General features: G+C 66.8%; 20 protein-coding genes. 16 read left to right on the forward strand and 4 right to left on the reverse strand.

Annotation, left to right across the window (positions count from 1 at the left end; all coding sequences use genetic code 11):
• Positions 1–373 precede the first annotated feature (373 nt).
• From GSQ87_RS07705 to GSQ87_RS07725, 5 genes are all read left to right on the forward strand, one after another.
• Complete coding sequence (locus GSQ87_RS07705; protein WP_256375876.1) at positions 374–1,117, forward strand: MtnX-like HAD-IB family phosphatase; 744 nt, start codon at positions 374–376, stop codon at positions 1,115–1,117.
• The gene (locus tag GSQ87_RS07710) at positions 1,114–2,502 is read left to right on the forward strand and encodes an aspartate aminotransferase family protein (RefSeq protein ID WP_158914928.1); all 1,389 of its coding nucleotides are present in this window, start codon (positions 1,114–1,116) and stop codon (positions 2,500–2,502) included. Before GSQ87_RS07705 ends, GSQ87_RS07710 begins: the two co-directional genes overlap by 4 nt.
• A complete protein-coding gene (locus GSQ87_RS07715; protein ID WP_158914929.1) occupies positions 2,499–3,338 on the forward strand; it encodes a carboxylesterase in 840 nt (279 codons plus the stop codon). Before GSQ87_RS07710 ends, GSQ87_RS07715 begins: the two co-directional genes overlap by 4 nt.
• Before the next feature lie 70 nt (positions 3,339–3,408).
• Complete coding sequence (locus GSQ87_RS07720; RefSeq protein ID WP_158914930.1) at positions 3,409–3,663, forward strand: hypothetical protein; 255 nt, start codon at positions 3,409–3,411, stop codon at positions 3,661–3,663.
• Positions 3,664–3,799: 136 nt separating this feature from the next.
• Complete coding sequence (locus GSQ87_RS07725; protein WP_158914931.1) at positions 3,800–4,087, forward strand: hypothetical protein; 288 nt, start codon at positions 3,800–3,802, stop codon at positions 4,085–4,087.
• A 73-nt stretch (positions 4,088–4,160) separates the two neighbouring features.
• Here the strand turns inward: GSQ87_RS07725 and GSQ87_RS07730 are convergent, their stop codons facing one another.
• The gene (locus tag GSQ87_RS07730; RefSeq protein ID WP_158914932.1) at positions 4,161–5,144 is read right to left on the reverse strand and encodes a hypothetical protein; all 984 of its coding nucleotides are present in this window, start codon (positions 5,142–5,144) and stop codon (positions 4,161–4,163) included.
• Between the two features lie 97 nt (positions 5,145–5,241).
• Between GSQ87_RS07730 and msrA the strand changes: the two genes are divergently transcribed.
• The 5 genes from msrA to GSQ87_RS07755 all read left to right on the forward strand — a co-directional run bounded on the left by msrA (position 5,242) and on the right by GSQ87_RS07755 (position 9,696).
• On the forward strand, positions 5,242–5,895 hold the full coding sequence (gene msrA / locus GSQ87_RS07735; protein WP_158914933.1) for a peptide-methionine (S)-S-oxide reductase MsrA: 654 nt from the start codon (positions 5,242–5,244) through the stop codon (positions 5,893–5,895).
• A gap of 93 nt (positions 5,896–5,988) precedes the next feature.
• Positions 5,989–7,236 (forward strand): cyclopropane-fatty-acyl-phospholipid synthase family protein, encoded by a 1,248-nt coding sequence (locus GSQ87_RS07740; RefSeq protein WP_158914934.1) that lies wholly within the window; start codon positions 5,989–5,991, stop codon positions 7,234–7,236.
• A 15-nt stretch (positions 7,237–7,251) separates the two neighbouring features.
• Entirely contained in the window at positions 7,252–7,506 is a 255-nt protein-coding gene (locus tag GSQ87_RS07745; protein WP_174241414.1) for a DUF3253 domain-containing protein, read from the forward strand.
• 22 nt (positions 7,507–7,528) lie between these two features.
• A complete protein-coding gene (locus GSQ87_RS07750; protein ID WP_254062816.1) occupies positions 7,529–8,569 on the forward strand; it encodes an alpha/beta fold hydrolase in 1,041 nt (346 codons plus the stop codon).
• A 68-nt stretch (positions 8,570–8,637) separates the two neighbouring features.
• Complete coding sequence (locus tag GSQ87_RS07755; RefSeq protein WP_158914936.1) at positions 8,638–9,696, forward strand: Glu/Leu/Phe/Val dehydrogenase; 1,059 nt, start codon at positions 8,638–8,640, stop codon at positions 9,694–9,696.
• Here GSQ87_RS07755 and GSQ87_RS07760 read toward each other — a convergent pair.
• From GSQ87_RS07760 to hspQ, 3 genes are all read right to left on the reverse strand, one after another.
• The gene (locus tag GSQ87_RS07760; RefSeq protein WP_254062817.1) at positions 9,693–11,213 is read right to left on the reverse strand and encodes an MFS transporter; all 1,521 of its coding nucleotides are present in this window, start codon (positions 11,211–11,213) and stop codon (positions 9,693–9,695) included. The two genes, GSQ87_RS07755 and GSQ87_RS07760, sit on opposite strands and share 4 nt — an antisense overlap.
• A 100-nt stretch (positions 11,214–11,313) precedes the next feature.
• A complete protein-coding gene (phhA, locus tag GSQ87_RS07765; protein WP_158914937.1) occupies positions 11,314–12,189 on the reverse strand; it encodes a phenylalanine 4-monooxygenase in 876 nt (291 codons plus the stop codon).
• A gap of 76 nt (positions 12,190–12,265) precedes the next feature.
• Positions 12,266–12,595, reverse strand: a complete 330-nt coding sequence (gene hspQ / locus GSQ87_RS07770; RefSeq protein WP_158914938.1) for a heat shock protein HspQ — start codon at positions 12,593–12,595, stop codon at positions 12,266–12,268.
• 232 nt (positions 12,596–12,827) lie between these two features.
• Between hspQ and GSQ87_RS07775 the strand changes: the two genes are divergently transcribed.
• The 6 genes from GSQ87_RS07775 to guaA all read left to right on the forward strand — a co-directional run bounded on the left by GSQ87_RS07775 (position 12,828) and on the right by guaA (position 19,440).
• Positions 12,828–13,880 (forward strand): Ppx/GppA phosphatase family protein, encoded by a 1,053-nt coding sequence (locus GSQ87_RS07775; RefSeq protein ID WP_254062819.1) that lies wholly within the window; start codon positions 12,828–12,830, stop codon positions 13,878–13,880.
• Positions 13,877–14,593, forward strand: coding sequence for an RlmE family RNA methyltransferase (locus GSQ87_RS07780; RefSeq protein ID WP_158914940.1), 717 nt, complete (start codon positions 13,877–13,879; stop codon positions 14,591–14,593). Before GSQ87_RS07775 ends, GSQ87_RS07780 begins: the two co-directional genes overlap by 4 nt.
• A gap of 98 nt (positions 14,594–14,691) precedes the next feature.
• On the forward strand, positions 14,692–16,149 hold the full coding sequence (gene guaB, locus GSQ87_RS07785; RefSeq protein ID WP_158914941.1) for an IMP dehydrogenase: 1,458 nt from the start codon (positions 14,692–14,694) through the stop codon (positions 16,147–16,149).
• Positions 16,146–16,544, forward strand: coding sequence for an MAPEG family protein (locus GSQ87_RS07790; RefSeq protein ID WP_158914942.1), 399 nt, complete (start codon positions 16,146–16,148; stop codon positions 16,542–16,544). The genes guaB and GSQ87_RS07790 overlap by 4 nt, the downstream gene beginning before the upstream one ends.
• Positions 16,541–17,875 (forward strand): RsmB/NOP family class I SAM-dependent RNA methyltransferase, encoded by a 1,335-nt coding sequence (locus GSQ87_RS07795; protein WP_158914943.1) that lies wholly within the window; start codon positions 16,541–16,543, stop codon positions 17,873–17,875. The genes GSQ87_RS07790 and GSQ87_RS07795 overlap by 4 nt, the downstream gene beginning before the upstream one ends.
• Positions 17,872–19,440 carry a glutamine-hydrolyzing GMP synthase gene (gene guaA, locus GSQ87_RS07800; RefSeq protein ID WP_158914944.1) on the forward strand — a complete coding sequence of 523 codons (1,569 nt, stop codon included), beginning with the start codon at positions 17,872–17,874 and terminating at the stop codon, positions 19,438–19,440. Before GSQ87_RS07795 ends, guaA begins: the two co-directional genes overlap by 4 nt.
• Positions 19,441–19,444: the final 4 nt, after the last annotated feature.

Below are 19,444 nucleotides of genomic sequence, written 5' to 3' on the forward strand. Positions count from 1 at the left end.
GCGGTCGCGTCGTCGTCGATAGGTGCGGTGCACGCCCCACCTATCGGCCCGCGTAGGCTCCACTCGTCAGCGGGGCGTAAACAGCCGACCCTTCGTCCGGATTCCCCAGATGTCAGGGGGCTCGACGGTTTCAGCGTACGCCACGCGAAAGGCGACGCTCGGGTTCCGCGTCCCCTAGCCGCACCTGGAGACGGCGGCCCAGGATAGCAGAGCCTGCCGGATCGACGTAAAGCCATATGACGCTGTGGAAATGATCAAGTCGCGCGTGCGAACCGGGGCGGCGGCGGCCTGCAGAGCGTACGAGTATTGAGGCGTCTGAGTGTGACCAACCCATCCCGGATTCCGCAAGCGGCGGCCATTCGCCCGCAGCACGATGCTTAGTGAGTCCAACGTGGCTTGGAGCATCTCCTGCGATTTCGACGGCACCATCACCTGCGACGACGTCGTCCAGTCGATGCTCGCCCGTTTCGCGGGGCCCCAATGGTTGGAGGTGGAAGCCGAGTGGGAGGCGGGTCGCATCGGATCGCGGACCTGCCTCGAGCTTCAAACCCGGATGCTGCGCGTGTCGGAGGCCGATCTCGCCGACTGGGTCGATCAGCGCGCGGTCGATGTGCAGGTACGAGCCTTCTTCGCGGACTGCGCCCGCCTCAAGCTCGACGTCCGGATCGTTTCGGACGGTTATGACTGGGTGATTCGCCGGGTGATGGCTCGCCTGGGCCTGGAAGACATCCCGGTCGTCGCCAATCGCCTGGTCTATGAGGGGGAGGGACGCTGGAGCGTGGACTTCCCTTATGCGGCGGAGGGATGTGTCTCCGGGACGTGCAAATGCCTCGCCGTTTCCAGGGTCCATCCGAGACTGCACATCGGCGATGGGCGCTCGGACATGTGCGTGTCCGACGTATGCGACCTGGTTTTCGCCAAGAGTTCGCTGCTGGCTTCGCGCATGGACCGGGGCCTGGCGTCGATTCCGTTCACCAGCTTCGCCGATATCCGCGCAGCGCTGTCCACCCTGGGCGACGACGGCCCATGGAAAACCGTGGGGCAGGGCGGCGAAACGTCGCCGTCGGACGATCTCGTTTCCATGATGCAACATTCGAAGTTTAAGGTCGCTCAATGATCGCTAGCCAAGCCGACGAAGATCGCCTCCGTGAGTTGGAGGCCCGGGTCTGTTCCTATGGGGACACGGTCCACTACGTCGAGCATCCGCCGATTTTCACCGCCTGCGAGGGGTCGTACATGTACGATCGTAAGGGCGTGCCGTATCTGGACCTCCAGATGTGGTATTCGGTGTCGAACTTCGGTTACCGCAATCCGCGCCTGAACGACGTCGCCAAGCGTACGCTCGACACCATGCCCCAAATCGCCTCGCAGTATCTGCACGAGGACAAGATCGAGCTGGCGGCCTTCATCGCCAACGACTGCCAGCAGAAATTCGGACTGCCTGGCCGGGTGCATTTCAACGTCGGTGGGGCGCAGGCGATCGAGGATTCGCTGAAGCTGGTGCGTAACGCGCGCGGCGGAGTGGGCAACATGTTCGCCTTCGAGGGCGGCTATCATGGCCGCACGCTCGGCGCCTCGGCCATCACCTCCAGCTACCGCTACCGCAGCCGCTACGGCCATTTCGGCGACAAGGCGCTGTTTATCGAGTTCCCCTATACGTTCCGCAACGGTCGCGGCATGGACAAGGAAGAATACGCCAGCCAGTGCGTGAAGAAATTCGCCCGCCTGTTCGAGACCGAATACAACGGCGTGTGGGACCCCAAGCTCGGCAAGTGCGAATACGCGGCGCTCTACGCCGAACCGCTGCAGGGGACCGGCGGTTACGTCATTCCGCCGCTGAACTTCTTCAAGGAATTGAAGGTCGTGCTCGACCAGTACGGCATCCCGTTCGTGGTCGACGAGATCCACATGGGCATGTTCCGCACCGGGAAGCTCTGGGCCATCGAGCACTATGACGTGACGCCCGACGTGCTGGTGTTCGGCAAGGCCATCACCAACGGTCTAAACCCCCTGGCGGGCCTTTGGGCGCGCGAGGAGATGATCAACCCGCAGATCTTCCCGCCGGGCTCCACGCACTCGTCCTTCAACTCCAACCCGCTGGGCACCAGCGTGGCGTTGGAGATCATGAAGATGGTCCACGAGACCGATTACGGCGCCATGGTGAAGGCCAAGGGCGATCGCTTCCTCGACGGCCTGCGCGGGCTGATGAAGCGCCATGACCAGATCGGCGAAGTGGACGGCCTGGGCCTGGCCTTGCGCCTGGAGGTCTGCCAGCCGGACGACCGCTGGACGCCGAACAAGGCCTTCCTCGACAAGATGCTGGGAATCGCCCTCGCTGGCGATCTCGAACATGGGGGTAAGAAGATGGGCCTCGTGCTGAATGTGGGCGGTTACTACAAGAACGTGATCACGTTCGCCCCTTCGCTCGAGATTTCAGAGGCCGAGATCGACATGGCGATCGAACTGCTCGACCAGCTCTTCACCCGCGCGGCCGCTCAATGAGTGTTGCGCTACTGGAAGCGCCGCCGCGGCGCGATGTGGAGGCGGCCATCGCGGCGGCTCCTCGACCCAAGTCGCCCGCCTTGCTGCTGCATGGCCTGACCGGTGCGCCAGCGGATCTCCAGATCATCACCCGCCACCTGCGCCATGCAGGGCATCGGGTCGAGGCCCCCATGCTTCCGGGTCACGGCGTGGGTGAACGCGAACTGCTCAAGACCGGCTGGCGTGACTGGCTGGCCGGCGCCGAGGCCGAGCTTTTCCGGCTGACTGACGGCGGCGGCAAGGTGCTGGTTGGCGGCCTGTCGATGGGCGCGGTGCTGTCGCTGGCCCTGGCGATCCGCCATCCGGAGCGGGTGAGCGGCATCGCCTGCTTCGCCCCGACGCTGCGTTACGACGGTTGGGTGATTCCCAAGGGCTCGTGGTTCATCCCCATCGGCGCGCGTATCCCGTTGGTGAACCGCTATCGCTTCAAGGAACGGCCGCCCTACGGCATCAAGGACGAACGCCTGCGGGCGAAGATGGCCGAACTGCTGATGTCCGGAGCCGTCGCCGAAGCCGGCCTGGCGTTCATGCCGGGGCGCAGCCTTGCCCAGAACCTAGACCTGATCCGTTGGACGAGCCGTCGCCTGGAGCAGATCACCGCGCCCATGCTGCTGGTCCACGCCCGCGAGGACGATATCACCGACATCCGCAACGCGGAGCGGCTGGCCGCCTCCGTTCGCGGGCCCGTTCGCAAGCTCTATCTCGAAGACAGCTACCACCTCGTCACGCTGGATCGCGAGCGCAACAAGGTCGCCAAGGCGACGCTGGAATTCTTGGAAGAATACTGCAAGTTGTAGGTGGATCACATCCGCCTCGCACAATGCGAATATCTGCGGCAGCGTTTGAGCCGCTGGAGAAATTGACGTGGTGGACCTGTCCGACTTTATCGATCCCGGCGATGACGAGCCTGTGGATGGTGGAGAGGCGGAAGACCTTGTCGCCCTCAGGACCTGTCTGCAGGCGCTCGCCGACGCGATCGCGAGCACCAACCTCGCAGTGATCAACGGGGCGCAAGGCGACCCGGCGGCGGCGACCAGCCGGGTTCAATCCTCGGTCGCGGCGCTCAAGCGGTTCCACGATGCTTTCGTCGTCCTGAAAGGCGAGGACGCCGAGGAGGCCTGAGCCGGTACACCGCACGCCGCGATGTTGCACCGCACAATTAAAGCTTGGCTTCGGCCGGAAATTGCTTAAAACGCCAATTATCGCCGCCTTCTAGAAGCGGCCCCTGGGAGGAGTTTTCCATCACTAGGAGACTCCCATGCTTCGCACCCTCTTTGCCCTCAGCCTTCTCGCCGCCACCGCAGGCATGGCCCATGCCGACCCTGCGCCAGAAGACTCCGTCGCCGTCAAAATCGCCGGCCTGACCCCCAATGCTGCTGAAGCTGCGCTGCGCGTAGCCGCTCGCCAGGTCTGCCAGACTGTAACCAACGACGAAGTCAACGCGCCCATCGACTGCTACAACACCACCCTGCGGATCGCTCTGGACGAGCTTCACCGCGCCGAACGCGCGCCGGTTCCGCGCGGGACCCAGACCGCTTCGCGCTGAAACTCGAATAACCAAGGTGTAAGGCGCGGTCCGGCCCTCGTTTACAAAAACGAGATCCGGTCCTCGCCGATCATCAGGGCTGCGCGGTCCAACCGTCGGCGCTCCAGCGAAAGACGGTAGGGGAAAACGGCCGTTCGGCGTGGCTCATCACCTCTTGGACGGCCTGCTTCATCGCCTCGTTCGCGCCGGCTTCGTCTCCGTTGCAGAACAGGACGACGTTCGAAGCGGGGACGGAGACCAGCAGGCTGCCGCCCGCCACCTTCGCCAACGGCGCCCACAGTTCGGGAAATGCGAAAAGGCTGGAGATGTAGGGATCGTTCTCCAGCATCCCGACGCCTGTCCTATGATGCTCGAGCGCGTGGGTCAGATGATCGCTCATGGAGTGAAGCATATTCCGCTTGCCGACCATCAGCGCTTCCTCCGGCGAAAGGCCGAGCGACGTCAGCGCGCTCGAATTGATCATCTCGATGGCGGTTGGACGATCGGCCGCCCCGATCATCCAGAAACCACCTGCAAGCGGGGCCGCAACGGGCGCGCCTTTGCCCGCGATGACCTGGCGGTATTGGTCCATGTAGCCGCCCGGCCGGACGACGACGCGCAGGTCGGCGGCCGCAAATCCATGATCCGCAGTTCCATAGACCGCCGACATCTGGGCGACGTGCGTGGTGACCAGGAGGTTGCATGCATTGGGATTGCGGAGGCAGGCGGAAAAAGTGGTGTCCAGATGCGCTGTCGAGGCGCCTGAGGCAGCCTCCACCTCCAGGGTCAACGGTCCCGTGATCTGGATTTTCGCCTGGGGAAGCGCCTTGTGAAACTGCTGGGCGACATAGGCGGTGAAGGCGCCGGCCTGAAGCGGCGGCTCCACGGCTATGGCGGAACGGTTCCCACATCCTGCGCCGCATATCGAAGCGAGAATACCCAGCAGCAATCGTCCTCGCGAACGCCACGGCGAACCGGCGCGAATAAGGCTAGGCATTGGAAATCCCCCGATGTTCCCTTTTCGTTCATCACAGCCTTTGGCGGCTGTCAAACGAGAATTACAATCCCAGCGGTTCATTTGGCGTCGAAGCCGCAACGTCCCCCTTCGCTAGCGCCTCGCGGCGCCTATCTAGGCTAACGAGAGGCCTCCCAAGCCGGGGGCAATGGAGATTTCCATGTTCCTGAACCGCAAGGCCGCCGATCTGCCGACCGCCGAGACCGCCCTGAAGGGGCGCCCCGAGCCGATCCGCACCTCCGAAACCCATTTCATCAACGGCCGTCCCCTGAAGGGTCCGTTTCCGCAGGGCTTGGAGATTGCGCAGTTCGCCATGGGTTGCTTCTGGGGCGTGGAACGGCTGTTCTGGAATATTCCCGGCGTCTGGGTCACAGCCGTAGGCTACGCGGGGGGCGTGACCCCGAACCCCACCTACGAAGAGGCCTGCTCGGGACGCACCGGCCATACCGAGGCGGTCCTGATCGTGTTCGACCCGAAGATCGTCTCCTACGAGGACCTGCTGAAGGTGTTCTGGGAAGGGCATGATCCGACCCAGGGCATGCGCCAGGGCGGCGACATCGGAACCCAGTACCGCTCGGCCATCTACACCTATGGCGAGACCCAGGCCGCGGCGGCCGAAACCTCGCGCGACGCCTACGCCATCGCCCTCAAGGCCAGGGGTTATTCCGAGCCGACTACCGAGATCAAGCCGGCTGGCCCGTTCTATTACGCCGAGGACTACCACCAGCAGTATCTCGAAAAGAACCCCGGCGGCTATTGCGGGATCGGCGGGACAGGGGTGACCTGTCCGATCGGCGTCGGCGTGCACGCCTAACGATAGGGTGGGCTGCGGCATATTTGCTGCGCCGGGTCTGGCGCCGCGCCGCAGCCTTCGCCATTATCCCTATAAGGCATGGGGAGTGTCGGCGTGCTTCAAGGCTTTCTGCAGCGCACCATCCAATACGGGGACCTGAAGGTCACAATAGGGCGCACGCCCGTTCAAACCTTCGGAGACGGTTCTGGCCCCGAGATCGCCATTCGGATGACGCCATCCGCGGCGGTCAAGCTGGCGTTGAAGCCGGACCTGAAGCTCGGCGAATGCTTCATGGACGGGGAACTGACGTTCGAGGCCGGCGATATGTACGGCCTGCTGGAACTGGTCGGCCGCAACAACAATGTCTGGCGCAACGACAACAATTTTATCGGCCGCCTGCGCAGTGCTACTCACCGCCGACTGACGCAGGTGAACGGTCGCCGGGCTTCACGTCGCAACGTCGCCCATCACTATGATCTGTCGTACGATCTATACCGGCGGTTCCTGGACCCCGACCTCCAGTACTCCTGCGCCTACTTCCGCACGCCGACCGACAGCCTGGAAGAGGCCCAGATCGCCAAGAAGGCCCATATCGCCGCCAAGCTCGGCGTGCGGCCGGGCGACAAGGTGCTGGACATTGGCTGCGGATGGGGCGGCCTAGGCCTGACGCTGGGCGGCATCGGGGCGGAGGTGTTGGGCGTAACGCTCAGCCAGGAACAACTCACCATCGCCCGCCAGCGGGCGGCGGCCAGCGGGATGGATCGCCACGTCGACTTCCAGCTTCGCGACTACCGCGACGTGCAGGGCCAGTTCGATCGCATCGTCTCGGTGGGGATGTTCGAACATGTCGGCGTGCCGAACTACCAGGAATATTTCGACACCATTGCGCGGCTTCTGAGCGACGACGGCGTGGCGTTGGTCCATTCGATTGGCCGCCGGACGCCGCCGGGCGTCACCCAGCCCTTCATCGCCAAGTACATCTTCCCCGGCGGCTATATCCCCGCGCTTTCGGAGGTGATCCCCGCCATCGAGCGCGCCGGGCTTTGGGTCACCGATATCGAGCTACTGCGGCTGCACTACGCCGAGACCCTACGGGAATGGCGGCGGCGGTTCGAGGCGCAGCGCGCCGAGATCGCCGAACTGTACGACGAGCGCTTCTGCCGGATGTGGGAGTTCTACCTGGTCGCCAGCGAGGCCGGGTTCCGCTGGTTCGGCATGATGAACTTCCAGATCCAGCTCGCCAAGAAGGTGGACGCCCTGCCGCTTACGCGCGACTACATGGCCCTGGGCGAGCGCGACCTGCTGGCGGCGGAAGCCCACCTGCATACCCCTTCGGCAGCCCAGCGTACGGCGGCCGAGTAGCGAGGCGATATCCCCATGAGCGTACCGGTCGAGACGGCCCTGCTGGAACTGATCGACCAGACGGCGCCGGGCAAGAGCGTGTCGCCCGAGCAGGTGGCGCGCGCGGTCGATCCGGAGAACTGGCGGCGGCAGTTGGGCCAGGTTCGCACCGTCGCCGTGGGCCTGGCGCGTCAGGGACGGCTGACCATCCTGCGCCATAACAAGCCGGCCGACCCGGAGACCTTCAAGGGCGTCTATCGTCTGGCGCGGGCTGTAGTCGTTGACGGATAGGGCGCCGGCTCCGGCTCGGCGGGTGCTGCTGGCGAGCCTAGGGGCTGTGGGCCTCGCCGCCTGCCAACCGCTGATCCAGCGCGTCGGCGCGCCGGGGCTGGGTTTCAACGGTCCTCGGCTGGAGCCGGATGCGCTGGTGAGTTCGGATGGAACGCGCCTGCCGTTGCAGGTCTGGCCAGCCGTCGATTCCTCGGGGGCCGAGACCCGGCCCTGGGCGGTGATCATCGGTCTGCACGGCATGAACGACTATTCCGGTGGCTTCCAACTGCCAGCGTCCTATTGGGCCGCCAAGGGCGTGACCACCTACGCCTACGATCAGCGTGGCTTCGGCCGGACGTCGGATCGGGGCGTGTGGGGCGGCGAGGCCTTGATGGTCGAGGACCTGCGCGTGACGACGGCGCTGGTCCGCGCGCGTCATCCCGGCGCGACGATCGCAGTGGTGGGCGAGAGCATGGGCGGGGCCGTGGCGATCAGCGCCTTCGCCTCCGACACGCCGCCGGCGGCGGATCGGGTGGTCCTGGCGTCCCCGGCGGTGTGGGGCTGGCGGGAGCAGGGGCCGCCGGCGAGCGCGGCGCTCTGGCTCGTCGCCCATCTCGACCCGGCCTATCGGCTCGAGGCGCCGAACTGGCTGGCGCGGCGCATCTTCGCCTCCGACAACCTGGACGAACTGCGCCGCATGGGGCGGGATCGGAACATGATCTTCGCCACCCGGGTGGACACCGTCTACGGCCTCGTCGGGCTGATGGAACAGGCGCAGGACAAGATCGGCCGGGTGCGTACGCCCATGCTGTACCAGTACGGCGCGCACGACGAGATCATCCCCAAGCCGGCCGCCTTCCGCGCCGTACGCAAGCTGCGACCGAAGGACCGCTCGGCCTACTACGCCACGGGCTGGCACCTGCTGTTGCGCGACAAGGGGCGCCAGCGCGTTCTGGACGATATCCTCGCCTATATCCGAAACCCGAACGGGCCGCTGCCGTCCGGCGCGCCGGCCATTCCCGCGACATCGCGCCTACCCGCCAGGCCAGGGGGCGAGGCCAAGTCCGCGGTCCAAGCCGGCTGACACGGCTTGCAGGACGGCGCGAGAGGGCGTACCCGGCGCGCCTCGCGCTCATTGGGACTTCCCGCGTCATGACCTTGTTCGATTCGCCCGCCTTCGACGCCCACGAGAGCGTCCAGGCCTTCCATGACGAGAAGACGGGGCTCAAGACCATCATCGCCGTGCACTCCACCGCGCGCGGACCCGGGGCCGGCGGTTGCCGGATGTGGCCTTACGCCAGCGCCGAGGCGGCGCTGGACGACGTGCTGCGGCTGTCGCGCGCGATGTCCTACAAGAACGCCATGGCCGACCTGGAGCTGGGCGGGGCCAAGTCGGTGATCATCGGCAATAGCCGCACCGACAAGACGCCGGCCCTGTTCGAGGCGTTCGGCCGGGCGGTCGAATCGGTCGGCGGCCGCTACTGGGCGGCCGAGGACGTCGGCACATCTCCGGCCGACATGCTCCACGCGCGCAAGTCTACCCGCTTCATCGCCGGTCTCGACGGACACCCGGCGGCGTCCGGCGATCCTAGCCCGGTGACGGCGGAAGGCGTGTTTCGGGGCGTCGAACTGGCGGTGAAGCGCGCGCTCGGTGGCGGGCTCGACGGGGTGACGGTGGCGATCCAGGGCGTGGGCCACGTCGGTGGGTTCCTGGCGCATAAGCTCCATGCGGCGGGCGCCAAGCTGGTGATCGCCGACGTCAACCAGGCCGCCGTGCAGGAGATCGTCGCCGCCACCGGCGCGAGAGCCGTCGCACCGGACGCGATCTTCGACGAGACGGCGGAGGTGTTCGCGCCTTGCGCGCTCGGCGGCGCCATCACGCTGGAAACCCTGTCGCGGCTGAAGGCGCAGGTGATCGCCGGCGGCGCCAACAACCAGCTCGGCTCGGCCGAGGCCGGGCGGGCGATGTTCGAGCGCGGGATTCTCTATGCGCCCGACTATGTCATCAATGGCGGCGGCATCACCAACGTCGCGGCGGAAATTCGCGCCCTGGACCATGGGCAGGCGTTCGACGGCGCCTGGGTGGCCGCGAAACTCGACCGGCTGATGCAGACCCTGGACGAGGTGTTCGAGCAGGCCTCGGCCGAACGCCGCCCGACCCAGGATGTGGCGGACGAGATCGCCCGCGCCCGTATCGCCGCTGCGCGCTAGGCGCGCGCGGGTACGGAGCTCGCGGGCTTGGGGCGTCCGCCGATCTCCGCACCGGCGTCCGCCGGCAGGCGCATGTAGAAGGGCGCAGCCAGGATCGAGGTCAGGCCCACCACCAGGAACGGCACGACGAAGTTGGCCGGTGTCAGCACCCCGGCGCCATGGCCGCGGGCCAGGTGCAGCAGCAGGCCGCCGAAGCTCACGCCCAGGCTCATGCTCACCTGCTGGGTTACGGTGGACAGGGTGGAGGCCTGGCTGACGCGCTTCTTGGAGACGTCCGCATAGGCGAGCGCATTGCTGGAGGTGAAGTGCATGCTGCGCACGAAACCGCTCAGGCCCAGCAGGATCACCATCACAATCAAGGGCGTGGTGGCGTTGAAGGTCGCGGGCAGGGCGATGGTGATCCCGGTGCCGATCGCGGAGAACACCAGCACGTTGCGATAGCCCAGGCGGCGCAGCACGGTCGGGGCCACGGGCTTGAACATCAGCGCGCCGAAGGACTGGGAAATAGTCACCAGCCCCGCCTTCACCGGCGACCAGCCCAGGCCGATCTGCAGCAGCAGCGGCAGCAGCAGGGGCGTGGCGCCCATGCCGATCCGCACCAGCGTCCCGCCCAGCGTGCTGGCGCGGAAGGTGAATATCCTCAGCAGGTCGAGTTCGAGCACCGGCCGTTCGGTGCGCTTGACGTGGCGGACGAAGACCACGCCGGCGATGACGAACATCAGGAAGACGACCAGCTCGACCGGCCAGGACACCAGTCCCACCCCGCCCGTCTCCGACACGAACACCAGGCCGGTGATGGCGACGGCGGCCATGAAGAAGCCGGAGGTGTCGAAGCGACCCGGATGACGGCTCTCCAGCTTGGGCACGTATTTGCCGACCGCGATCATGCCTAGGATGCCGACCGGGATGTTGATGAAGAAGATCCAGGGCCAGTCGGCCACGCCCAGCACCAGTCCGGCCAGCGGCGGCCCCAGCAGCGGCCCGATCATCGCCGGCATGGTGAACCAGGACATGGCCGAGACGAATCGGTCCCGCGGCGCCGATCCCACCACGATCAGACGGCCGACCGGGGTCATCATCGCCCCGCCCAGTCCCTGGAGGATGCGCGCGCCCACTAGCTCGTTCAGCGAGCGGGAAAAGCCGCACAGGGTCGAACCGATCAGGAAGACACCCATGGCGCAGAGGAACACCCGCCGCGCGCCATATCGATCCGCCACCCAGCCGCTCGCCGGCGCACACACCGCCAGCGCCAGCAGATAGGAGGTCAGGGCCAGCTTCAGGTGGACCGGATCGGAATGAAACGCCCGCGCCAATGTCGGCAGGGCGGTGGACAGGGCGGTGGAGTCGATGAATTCCATGAACAGGGCGCTGGCCACGGCCAGCGGAATCAGGTTGGCGGTCCAGGAGGCGGTATGCGGCGGTGCGACGTCGCGAGGACGCTCCACCGCAGGTGCGATGGTCGGCTCGACGGCGCCGGTCTCCGCTCCGACCGCATTGATGAAATGACGTCTGCTCACAGGTTTTATCTAGACGGCCAAAAAGCGTTCGGCCACCCCATATTGCAATGCAGCATTGCGTTGCGCTGCAGCATGGCGCGCTGTGGCGCCGGAGACACGGTCAGACGGTCTGACCATGTGCTCGTTCGAGCGCATAAGCCTGGTCGCCTCGACTCAGGACTTCATCGTCATCGGCGATGGCGTCGATGGCGATGTCCGGCGCCTGGGTCAGCCGCTGATAGATCGGCCCGAAGTCGCGCTGAGTGACCTCCTGCAGCGTCTCTATGGAGGGCACGACGAAATAGACCTGCTGGAAATCATCGATCCGGTAGGGGGTGCGCATCACCCGTTCCAGATCGAATGCGATCCGGTTGGGAGAGCCGTCCTCGAGGCTGAAGATCGATTCGGCGCGCGAGGACACGATGCCGGCGCCATAGATCCGCAAGCCCTGCGGCGACTGCATCAGCCCGAACTCCACCGTGTACCAGTACAGGCGCGCGAGGTTGTGGAGCTGGCCCAGCTGCAACGCCCGCGCCCCGCCGCGCCCGTAGGCGGCCATATAGTCCGCGAAGCTCGGGTCCGTGAGCATGGGCACGTGGCCGAACACGTCGTGGAAGACGTCGGGCTCCTGCAGATAGTCCAACTCGTCGGGGCGGCGGATGAAGTTGCCGGCGGGAAAGCGGCGGTTGGCGAGGTGGTCGAAGAACACGTCGTCCGGCACCAGGCCCGGCACGGCCACGACAGTCCAGCCGGTCAGGGCGCGTAACCGCTCGCTCATACGCTCGAAATCGGGAATGCCGTCGCCGTGCAGGTCCAGCGCCTCCAAGCCATGCAGGAAGGCGTCGCAGGCCCGGCCAGGCAGAACCTTGAACTGGCGTTCGTACAGGGTCACCCAGGTCTGGTGCTCTTGGGCCGTGTAGCGGTCCCAGCCCTGCGGAATGGTCCAGTCCGCCGCCGCGCCTTCGGGAGGGGCGCCTAAAAAGCCATCCGCGCTCATAGCGTAATCCAACTCCTACCGGACACAGCCTACCGCGGCCTCGATGCGCAGACGAGGGCGCTTGGACGGTGAGTCTTCAATGGGCGGCCCGAGGGCGCAACCGATATTCGCCATCCGTGAAGTCGCTGAAGAGTTCGGAGGCGTCGGGGTGGCCGATCGGTTCGCCCGTTTCGTCGGGCAGCAGGTTCTGCTCGGAAACGTAGGCGGTGTAACAACTCTGCTCGTTCTCCGCGAGCAGGTGATAATAGGGCTGGTCCTTGCGGGGGCGAACCGCCTCGGGGATGGCCAGCCACCAGGCTTCGGTGTTGTTGAACTGCGGATCCACGTCGTAGATCACGCCGCGAAACGGATAGACACGGTGTTTCACCACCTGCCCAAGCCGGAATCTGGCGACGCGTGCTTCCATGCTAGCGATGATCGGCCCGCCGATATGACTGTTGGATGAACATTGTCAGCGTAGGGACCTGATCCGAACACGTCCACCCGCAAGGCGAGGGTTCGCGTAGCGTCGTCGGTTTGTTACAGTCGCCGCAAGCGGGGCTGCGCCATGTCGGTGCGGGGCCCCTGGAGGTTCGATGTCGGACGGAGGCGCGCAGGCGTCAGAGTTATCGACGCTGCGGCGGTCTCGCCACACCGATATGGACTGTTTTGCAGCGCTCGATCTCGGCACCAACAATTGCCGGTTGCTGATCGCCACCCCCGCCGGCCGGGGCTTTCGAATCGTGGAAGCGTTTTCGCGGATCGTCAGGCTGGGCGAGGGGCTGTCGCATACCGGCCGGCTGGACGAGGCGGCGATGCACCGCGCCCACGCCGCCTTGCAGATTTGCGCCGACAAGGTGAACCGCCGCAAGGTCACGCGGATTCGCGCCGTGGCGACCCAGGCCTGCCGCCAAGCGGAGAATGGGGCGGAGTTCACCGCCGAGGTGGAGCGCCGCACCGGCTTGAAGCTCCAAGTGATCACCCCTCAGGAAGAAGCGCGCCTTTCGGTGGCCGGATGCGTCAACCTGTTGGACCGCAAGGCGTCCGCCGCCCTGGTGGTCGATGTCGGCGGCGGGTCCACCGAACTCTCCTGGGTCGATCTTCGTGGGAATTCGCTGGGCAAGGAGGGCAGCCAGACGAACCTGCATCGTCTGCCGATCCGGGCGTGGCTCTCGGCGCCCGTTGGGGTGGTCACCCTGGCCGAGCGCTTTCCTGAACCCGAAGTCCCTACCGCCGAATGGTTCCGGGCCATGGTCGATCATATGCGGGCCGAGATCGAGGGCTTTACCCACGCCGAAAAACTGCGGCCCGTATTCGCTTCCGGGCGGGGTCATCTGGTCGGCACGTCGGGGGCGATCACCAGCCTGGCGGGCATGCATCTGGGACTGAAACGCTATGACCGTTCCCAGGTCGACGGGCTCTGGCTGCGCCGTGCGGATTGTACGGCCGCGGCGGACCGGCTGATGAACCTCTGCCCCAAGGATAGGGCGGCGGAGCCTTGCATCGGGCCCGATCGGGCCGACCTGGTGCTGGCCGGCGCGGCGATTTTGCAGGCGGTCCAGGAGCTCTGGCCGTGCGATCGGGTGCGCGTGGCCGATCGTGGGCTGCGCGAAGGGATATTGTTGTCGCTCATGGGCGGATCATCGGGACAACGCCGACGGCGGCGAGGTTCTTCACGACCGGCCCCGGCGACAGTAGGTAGTGCATCATGAGCGAACCTGAAGACCGTCGCCGCATGGTGCGTGCGCCGACCAGCGGCGATCCCGCCGGGCGCGCCTCGGCCGACCGCCTCAAGTCCTCGCGCAAACACACCGCCTCCTCCCAGAAGTGGTTGGAGCGCCAGCTCAACGACCCCTACGTCCAACGCGCCCATGCCGAGGGTTGGCGGTCGCGTGCGGCGTTCAAGCTGATGGAGATCGATGACCGCTTCGGTCTGCTGCGCTCCGGCCTGCGGGTGATCGACCTGGGCGCGGCGCCAGGCGGTTGGGTCCAGGTGGCGCTGAAGCGCGGAGCGTCGGCGGTGGCGGGTGTGGACCTGCTGCCCATCGACCCGATCCGTGGCGCAGACCTGATCGAGGCCGACTTCACCACGCCGGGCGTTGGCGAGCAGCTGCTGGACCTGCTGGGCGGCCCGCCGGACCTGGTGCTCAGCGATATGGCCCACAATACCGTCGGCCACCGCCAAACCGACCACCTTAAGATCGTCGGCCTGATTGAGGCGGCCGCCGATTTCGCCCTGGCCAATCTCAAGCCGGGCGGCGGCTTCGTGGTCAAGACCTTCCAGGGCGGCGCGGCGGGAGACATCCTGGCTCATCTGAAGGCGGGCTTCACCGATGTGAAGCACGTCAAGCCCAAGGCCAGCCGTAGCGACAGCTCCGAAGTCTACCTCGTGGCCACGGGCTGCCGCGTCGAGCGGGGACGATAAGCGCTCCATTCGGTCGCACGACGACGGGGTGCGCGCTGTAAACCCTTTCGCACCGCCGCACTCGTCGCTATATCCGCCTCGCAAAATGGAGGCTCCCGATGGAGATTCGCGAAGGGCTCACCTTCGACGACGTTTTGCTCGAACCCGGTCCGTCCGAGGTCATGCCCACCCAGGTGGACACCTCGACGCGCCTGACGCGCGAAATCTCGCTGAACATACCGCTGCTGTCCTCGGCCATGGACACGGTGACCGAAAGTCGGCTGGCCATCGCCATGGCCCAGGCCGGCGGCATGGGCATTATCCACCGCAACCTGTCGGTGCTCGAACAGGCCGACCAGGTGCGCGAGGTCAAGCGCTACGAAAGCGGCATGGTGATCAATCCGATCACCATCAATCCCGACACGACCCTGGGCGAGGTCCGCGAGATCAAGGCCCGGCGCAAGGTCTCGGGCTTTCCCGTGGTCGAGCGGGACACGGGCCGGGTGGTAGGCATCCTCACAAACCGCGACGTGCGCTTCGAAGCCGATCCGAACCTGACCGCGGCCGAACTGATGACCAAGGACGGCCTGATCACGGTGCGTGAGGGCTGCACCCAGGCCGAGGCCCGCGCGTTATTGCAGCGCCGCAGGGTCGAGCGGCTGATCGTGGTCGACGACGCCTATCGCGCGGTCGGCCTGATCACGGTCAAGGACATGGAGAAGTCCGAAGCCTATCCGTCCGCCGCCAAGGACAACCGGGGCCGCCTGCTGGTGGGCGCGGCGTCCACCGTGGGCGATGCGGGCTACGAGCGTTCCATGGCGTTGATCGACGCCGGCGTGGACGCGGTGATCATCGACACCGCCCATGGCCATTCCATCCACGTCGCCCGCGCCGTCGAGCGGATCAAGCGCGAGAGCAACAGTGTCCAGGTGATCGCCGGCAACGTCGCCACCTACGACGGCGCGCGCGCCCTGGTCGATGCGGGGGCGGATGCGGTGAAGGTCGGCATCGGGCCGGGCTCGATCTGCACCACCCGCATCGTCGCGGGCGTCGGCGTGCCCCAGCTCACCGCGGTGATGGAGGCCGTTCGTGCGGCCGGCGACGTCCCAGTGATCTCGGACGGCGGCATCAAGTTCTCGGGCGACCTGGCCAAGGCCATCGCCGCGGGCGCCTCGACCGCCATGCTGGGCTCGATGTTCGCCGGCACCGAGGAGGCGCCGGGCGAGGTGTTCCTCTACAAGGGCCGGTCCTACAAGGCCTATCGCGGCATGGGCTCGGTGGGGGCCATGGGCGACGGCTCGGCCGATCGTTACTTCCAGAAGGAAGTGACCGACAGCCTCAAGCTGGTGCCCGAGGGGATCGAGGGCCAGGTGCCGTTCAAGGGGCCGATCGGGCCGATCTTGCATCAGCTCGTCGGCGGCCTCCGGGCGGCCATGGGCTATGTCGGCGCGCCGACCATCCCCGAGCTGCAACGCCGCGCGCGCTTCCTGCGCATCTCGGCCGCCGGCCTGCGTGAGAGCCATGTGCACGACGTCCAGATCGTGCGCGAGGCCCCCAACTATCCGACCCAGGCATGACCACGGAACTCACGCTGCTGGGCTGGACCCTGGTCCTGGCCATCGTACAGGTCCTGCTGCCGGCGATGTTCCGCAACCGCGAGACGGGGACCGCTTACAACGCCGGTCCCCGCGATGATCCCGGCCCGCCGGAAGGGGTGGTCACCGGACGGTTGAAACGGGCCCAGGCCAACCTGTTCGAATGCCTGCCGCTGTTCGCCGCCGCCATCCTGATCGCCCACGTGGCGCATCGCGAGGGCGCGCTGACCCTGTGGGGCGCCTGGATCTACCTGATGGCGCGGATCGCCTACGTGCCGCTCTACGGCTTCGGCGTGCCCATGGTTCGTTCGCTGGCGTGGACGATCTCCCTGGTCGGACTGGCGCTGATCCTCTTCGCCGTCCTCAGGCCCGCTTGACGCCCGCCGCCCGCCTCAGCGCCGCCGCCGAGGTCCTGGACCAGCTCGCCACCGGCCGCCTGCCGGCCGACGATGTGTTGCGCGCCTGGGGCAAGGCCCATCGCTACGCCGGGTCCAAGGACCGCCGCGCCATCAACGAGCGGGTGTTCGCGGTGCTGCGCGCCCGACCCCGCCTGGTCTGGCGCATGGGCGAAGAGGGCGGACGGGCCCTTGTGCTGGCCTCGCTAGCCGATGTCGATCACCTGTCGATCGAAGAGATCGAGGCCCTGGCGAGCGGAGAGGGCCATGCTCTCTCCCCGCTGTCGGGCGATGAGCGTGCACGCCTGGGTCAACCGCCGCCGGATGCGCCCGATTGGGTGCAGGCGGGCGCGCCGGCCTTCGTGACCGAGATGCTGAAGGCCCGCTTTGGTGATGACTGGATGCAGGAGGCCGCGACCCTGATCGGCACGCGCGCGCCGCTCGATCTGCGGGTCAACAGCCTGCGTGGCAGCGTCGACCAGGCGATCAACCTGCTCAAGGTCGACGAACTTAAGCCGACGCGCACGCCGTTCAGCGCGCTGGGCCTGCGCCTGCCGCCCGAGTTGGCGCCCGACGTCCAGCGGATGCGCGCCTTTTCCAGCGGCTGGGTCGAGGTGCAGGACGAGGCGAGCCAGATCGCCGCCGCCCTGGCGGGCGCGCGGCCGGATTTCATCGTGATCGACTACTGCGCCGGCGGCGGCGGCAAGACCTTGGCGCTCGGAGCCGCCATGCGCGCCACCAACGGGCCGGGCTTCGGAGAACTGGGCTCGGGCAGCCGCCTGATCGCCTGCGACGTCAGCGGCAAGCGGCTCGACGCCATGGCTTCTCGCCTGGAGCGCGCCGATGTCGCCGCCGAGGTGCGCCGGCTAGGGCCGAACGGGGAGGGGATGGAGGACCTGGTCGCCACAGCCGACCTGGTGTTCGTGGATGCGCCCTGTTCAGGCTCGGGCACCTGGCGGCGTCATCCCGAGGGAGCCTGGCGGCTGACCGAGGAGACGGTGAAGCGTCTGTCGGAGCTTCAGGCCGTTATCCTGGCGCGCGCCTCAAGGCTGGTGCGGCCTGGCGGCCGGTTGGCCTACGCCACCTGCTCGGTCCTGCCGGTGGAGAACGACGATGTCGCCATAGCCTTCGCCGCCGCCCATCCGGATTTCAAGCCGCTGCCGATCGAGCAGGCCGCACAGACCGCCGCCCTCACCGATCACGCCCGTGCGCGCCTTGGTCAGTTGGCGCAAGGCGGCCACATGCTGCAAATGACCCCTAACCGCACCGGAACCGACGGGTTCTTCCTCGCCCTCTTCGAAAGGACCGCATGAGCGCCCCCCAAACCCCCGAGCACCAGCGCGTCCTGATCGTCGACTATGGCAGCCAGGTCACTCAGCTGATCGCGCGCCGGGTGCGCGAGGACGGCGTCTACTGCGAGGTCCATCCTTGCCAGAAGGTGGACGACGCCTTCCTCGACGTGTTCCGCCCCCAGGCGGTGATCCTGTCCGGCGGCCCCGAGAGCGTGATGCACGACGGCAGCTCGCGCGCGCCCCAGAGCGTGTTCGAGCGCGGCGTGCCGGTGCTGGGCATCTGCTACGGTGAACAGATCATGGCCGCCCAGCTCGGCGGGTCGGTGGAGGGCGGGACGCCGGAATACGGCCGCGCTGAGATCGAGATCGTGCGCGAGAGCCCGCTGTTCGAGGGCCTGGGCGCCATCGGCCACCGCGAACCGGTCTGGATGAGCCACGGGGACAGCGTGCGCGCCCTGCCGCAGGGCTTCGAGCCCATCGCGGTGTCGGAAGGGGCGCCCTTCGCGGTAATCGCCGACGAGGGCCGACGGCTCTATGGCGTGCAGTTCCACCCCGAGGTGGTGCACACCCCGCGCGGCGCCCTGCTGCTGCGCAACTTCACCCGCAGCATCGCCGGCCTGTCGGGCGACTGGACCATGGCCAAGTTCCGCGAGGAGGCCGTCACCCGCATCCGCGCCCAGGTCGGCAAGGGCAAGGTGATCTGCGGCCTGTCCGGCGGGGTCGACAGCTCGGTCGCCGCCGTACTGATCCACGAGGCCATCGGCGAACAACTAACCTGCGTGTTCGTCGACACCGGCCTGCTGCGCTCGGGCGAGGCCGACCAGGTCGTCTCGCTGTTCCGTGGCCAGTACAACATCCCGTTGATCCATGTGGACGCCGGCGATCAGTTCCTGGGAGAACTCAAGGGCGTCAGCGACCCGGAAACCAAGCGCAAGACCATCGGCCGGCTGTTCATCGAGGTGTTCGACCGCGAGGCCGCCAAGATCGACGGCGCCGACTTCCTGGCCCAGGGCACCCTGTATCCCGACGTGATCGAGAGCGTCTCGGTCCACGGCGGCCCCTCGCATGTGATAAAGAGCCACCACAATGTCGGCGGCCTGCCCGAGCGGATGAAGCTGAAGCTGGTTGAGCCCCTGCGCGAGCTGTTCAAGGACGAGGTGCGCGCGCTCGGCCGCGAACTCGGCCTGCCGCCGGTGTTCGTCGGCCGCCACCCGTTCCCCGGCCCAGGTCTCGCCATCCGCATCCCCGGCGAGGTCACGCCCGAGAAGGTGGCGGTGCTGCAGAAGGCCGATCTGATCTGGCTCGACGAGATCCGCAAGGCCGGCATGTACGACACCATCTGGCAGGCCTTCGCCGTGCTGCTGCCGGTGAAGACGGTCGGCGTGATGGGCGATGCGCGCACCTACGAGGACGTCTGCGCGCTGCGGGCTGTATCCTCAGTGGACGGCATGACGGCGGAGTTCTCGCGCCTGCCCTGGGACCTGCTCGACCGCGCCTCCACCCGCATCGTCAACGAGGTGAAGGGCATCAACCGCGTCGTCTACGACATCACATCCAAGCCACCGGGGACGATCGAGTGGGAGTAGGGCC

Origin of the sequence: Caulobacter sp. S45 (assembly GCF_009765965.1) — a bacterium.
Lineage (GTDB): Bacteria > Pseudomonadota > Alphaproteobacteria > Caulobacterales > Caulobacteraceae > CAHJWH01.

Coding starts and splice junctions, on each gene's coding strand:
- GSQ87_RS07755 (WP_158914936.1), top strand. CDS start 8,638: ATGACCTTGTTCGATTCGCCCGCCTTCGACGCCCACGAGAGCGTCCAG.
- phhA (WP_158914937.1), bottom strand. CDS start 12,189: ATGAGCGCGGATGGCTTTTTAGGCGCCCCTCCCGAAGGCGCGGCGGCG.
- GSQ87_RS07725 (WP_158914931.1), top strand. CDS start 3,800: ATGCTTCGCACCCTCTTTGCCCTCAGCCTTCTCGCCGCCACCGCAGGC.
- GSQ87_RS07710 (WP_158914928.1), top strand. CDS start 1,114: ATGATCGCTAGCCAAGCCGACGAAGATCGCCTCCGTGAGTTGGAGGCC.
- guaB (WP_158914941.1), top strand. CDS start 14,692: ATGGAGATTCGCGAAGGGCTCACCTTCGACGACGTTTTGCTCGAACCC.
- GSQ87_RS07715 (WP_158914929.1), top strand. CDS start 2,499: ATGAGTGTTGCGCTACTGGAAGCGCCGCCGCGGCGCGATGTGGAGGCG.
- hspQ (WP_158914938.1), bottom strand. CDS start 12,595: ATGGAAGCACGCGTCGCCAGATTCCGGCTTGGGCAGGTGGTGAAACAC.
- GSQ87_RS07775 (WP_254062819.1), top strand. CDS start 12,828: ATGGACTGTTTTGCAGCGCTCGATCTCGGCACCAACAATTGCCGGTTG.
- GSQ87_RS07790 (WP_158914942.1), top strand. CDS start 16,146: ATGACCACGGAACTCACGCTGCTGGGCTGGACCCTGGTCCTGGCCATC.
- GSQ87_RS07745 (WP_174241414.1), top strand. CDS start 7,252: ATGAGCGTACCGGTCGAGACGGCCCTGCTGGAACTGATCGACCAGACG.
- GSQ87_RS07780 (WP_158914940.1), top strand. CDS start 13,877: ATGAGCGAACCTGAAGACCGTCGCCGCATGGTGCGTGCGCCGACCAGC.
- GSQ87_RS07705 (WP_256375876.1), top strand. CDS start 374: ATGCTTAGTGAGTCCAACGTGGCTTGGAGCATCTCCTGCGATTTCGAC.
- guaA (WP_158914944.1), top strand. CDS start 17,872: ATGAGCGCCCCCCAAACCCCCGAGCACCAGCGCGTCCTGATCGTCGAC.
- msrA (WP_158914933.1), top strand. CDS start 5,242: ATGTTCCTGAACCGCAAGGCCGCCGATCTGCCGACCGCCGAGACCGCC.
- GSQ87_RS07730 (WP_158914932.1), bottom strand. CDS start 5,144: ATGAACCGCTGGGATTGTAATTCTCGTTTGACAGCCGCCAAAGGCTGT.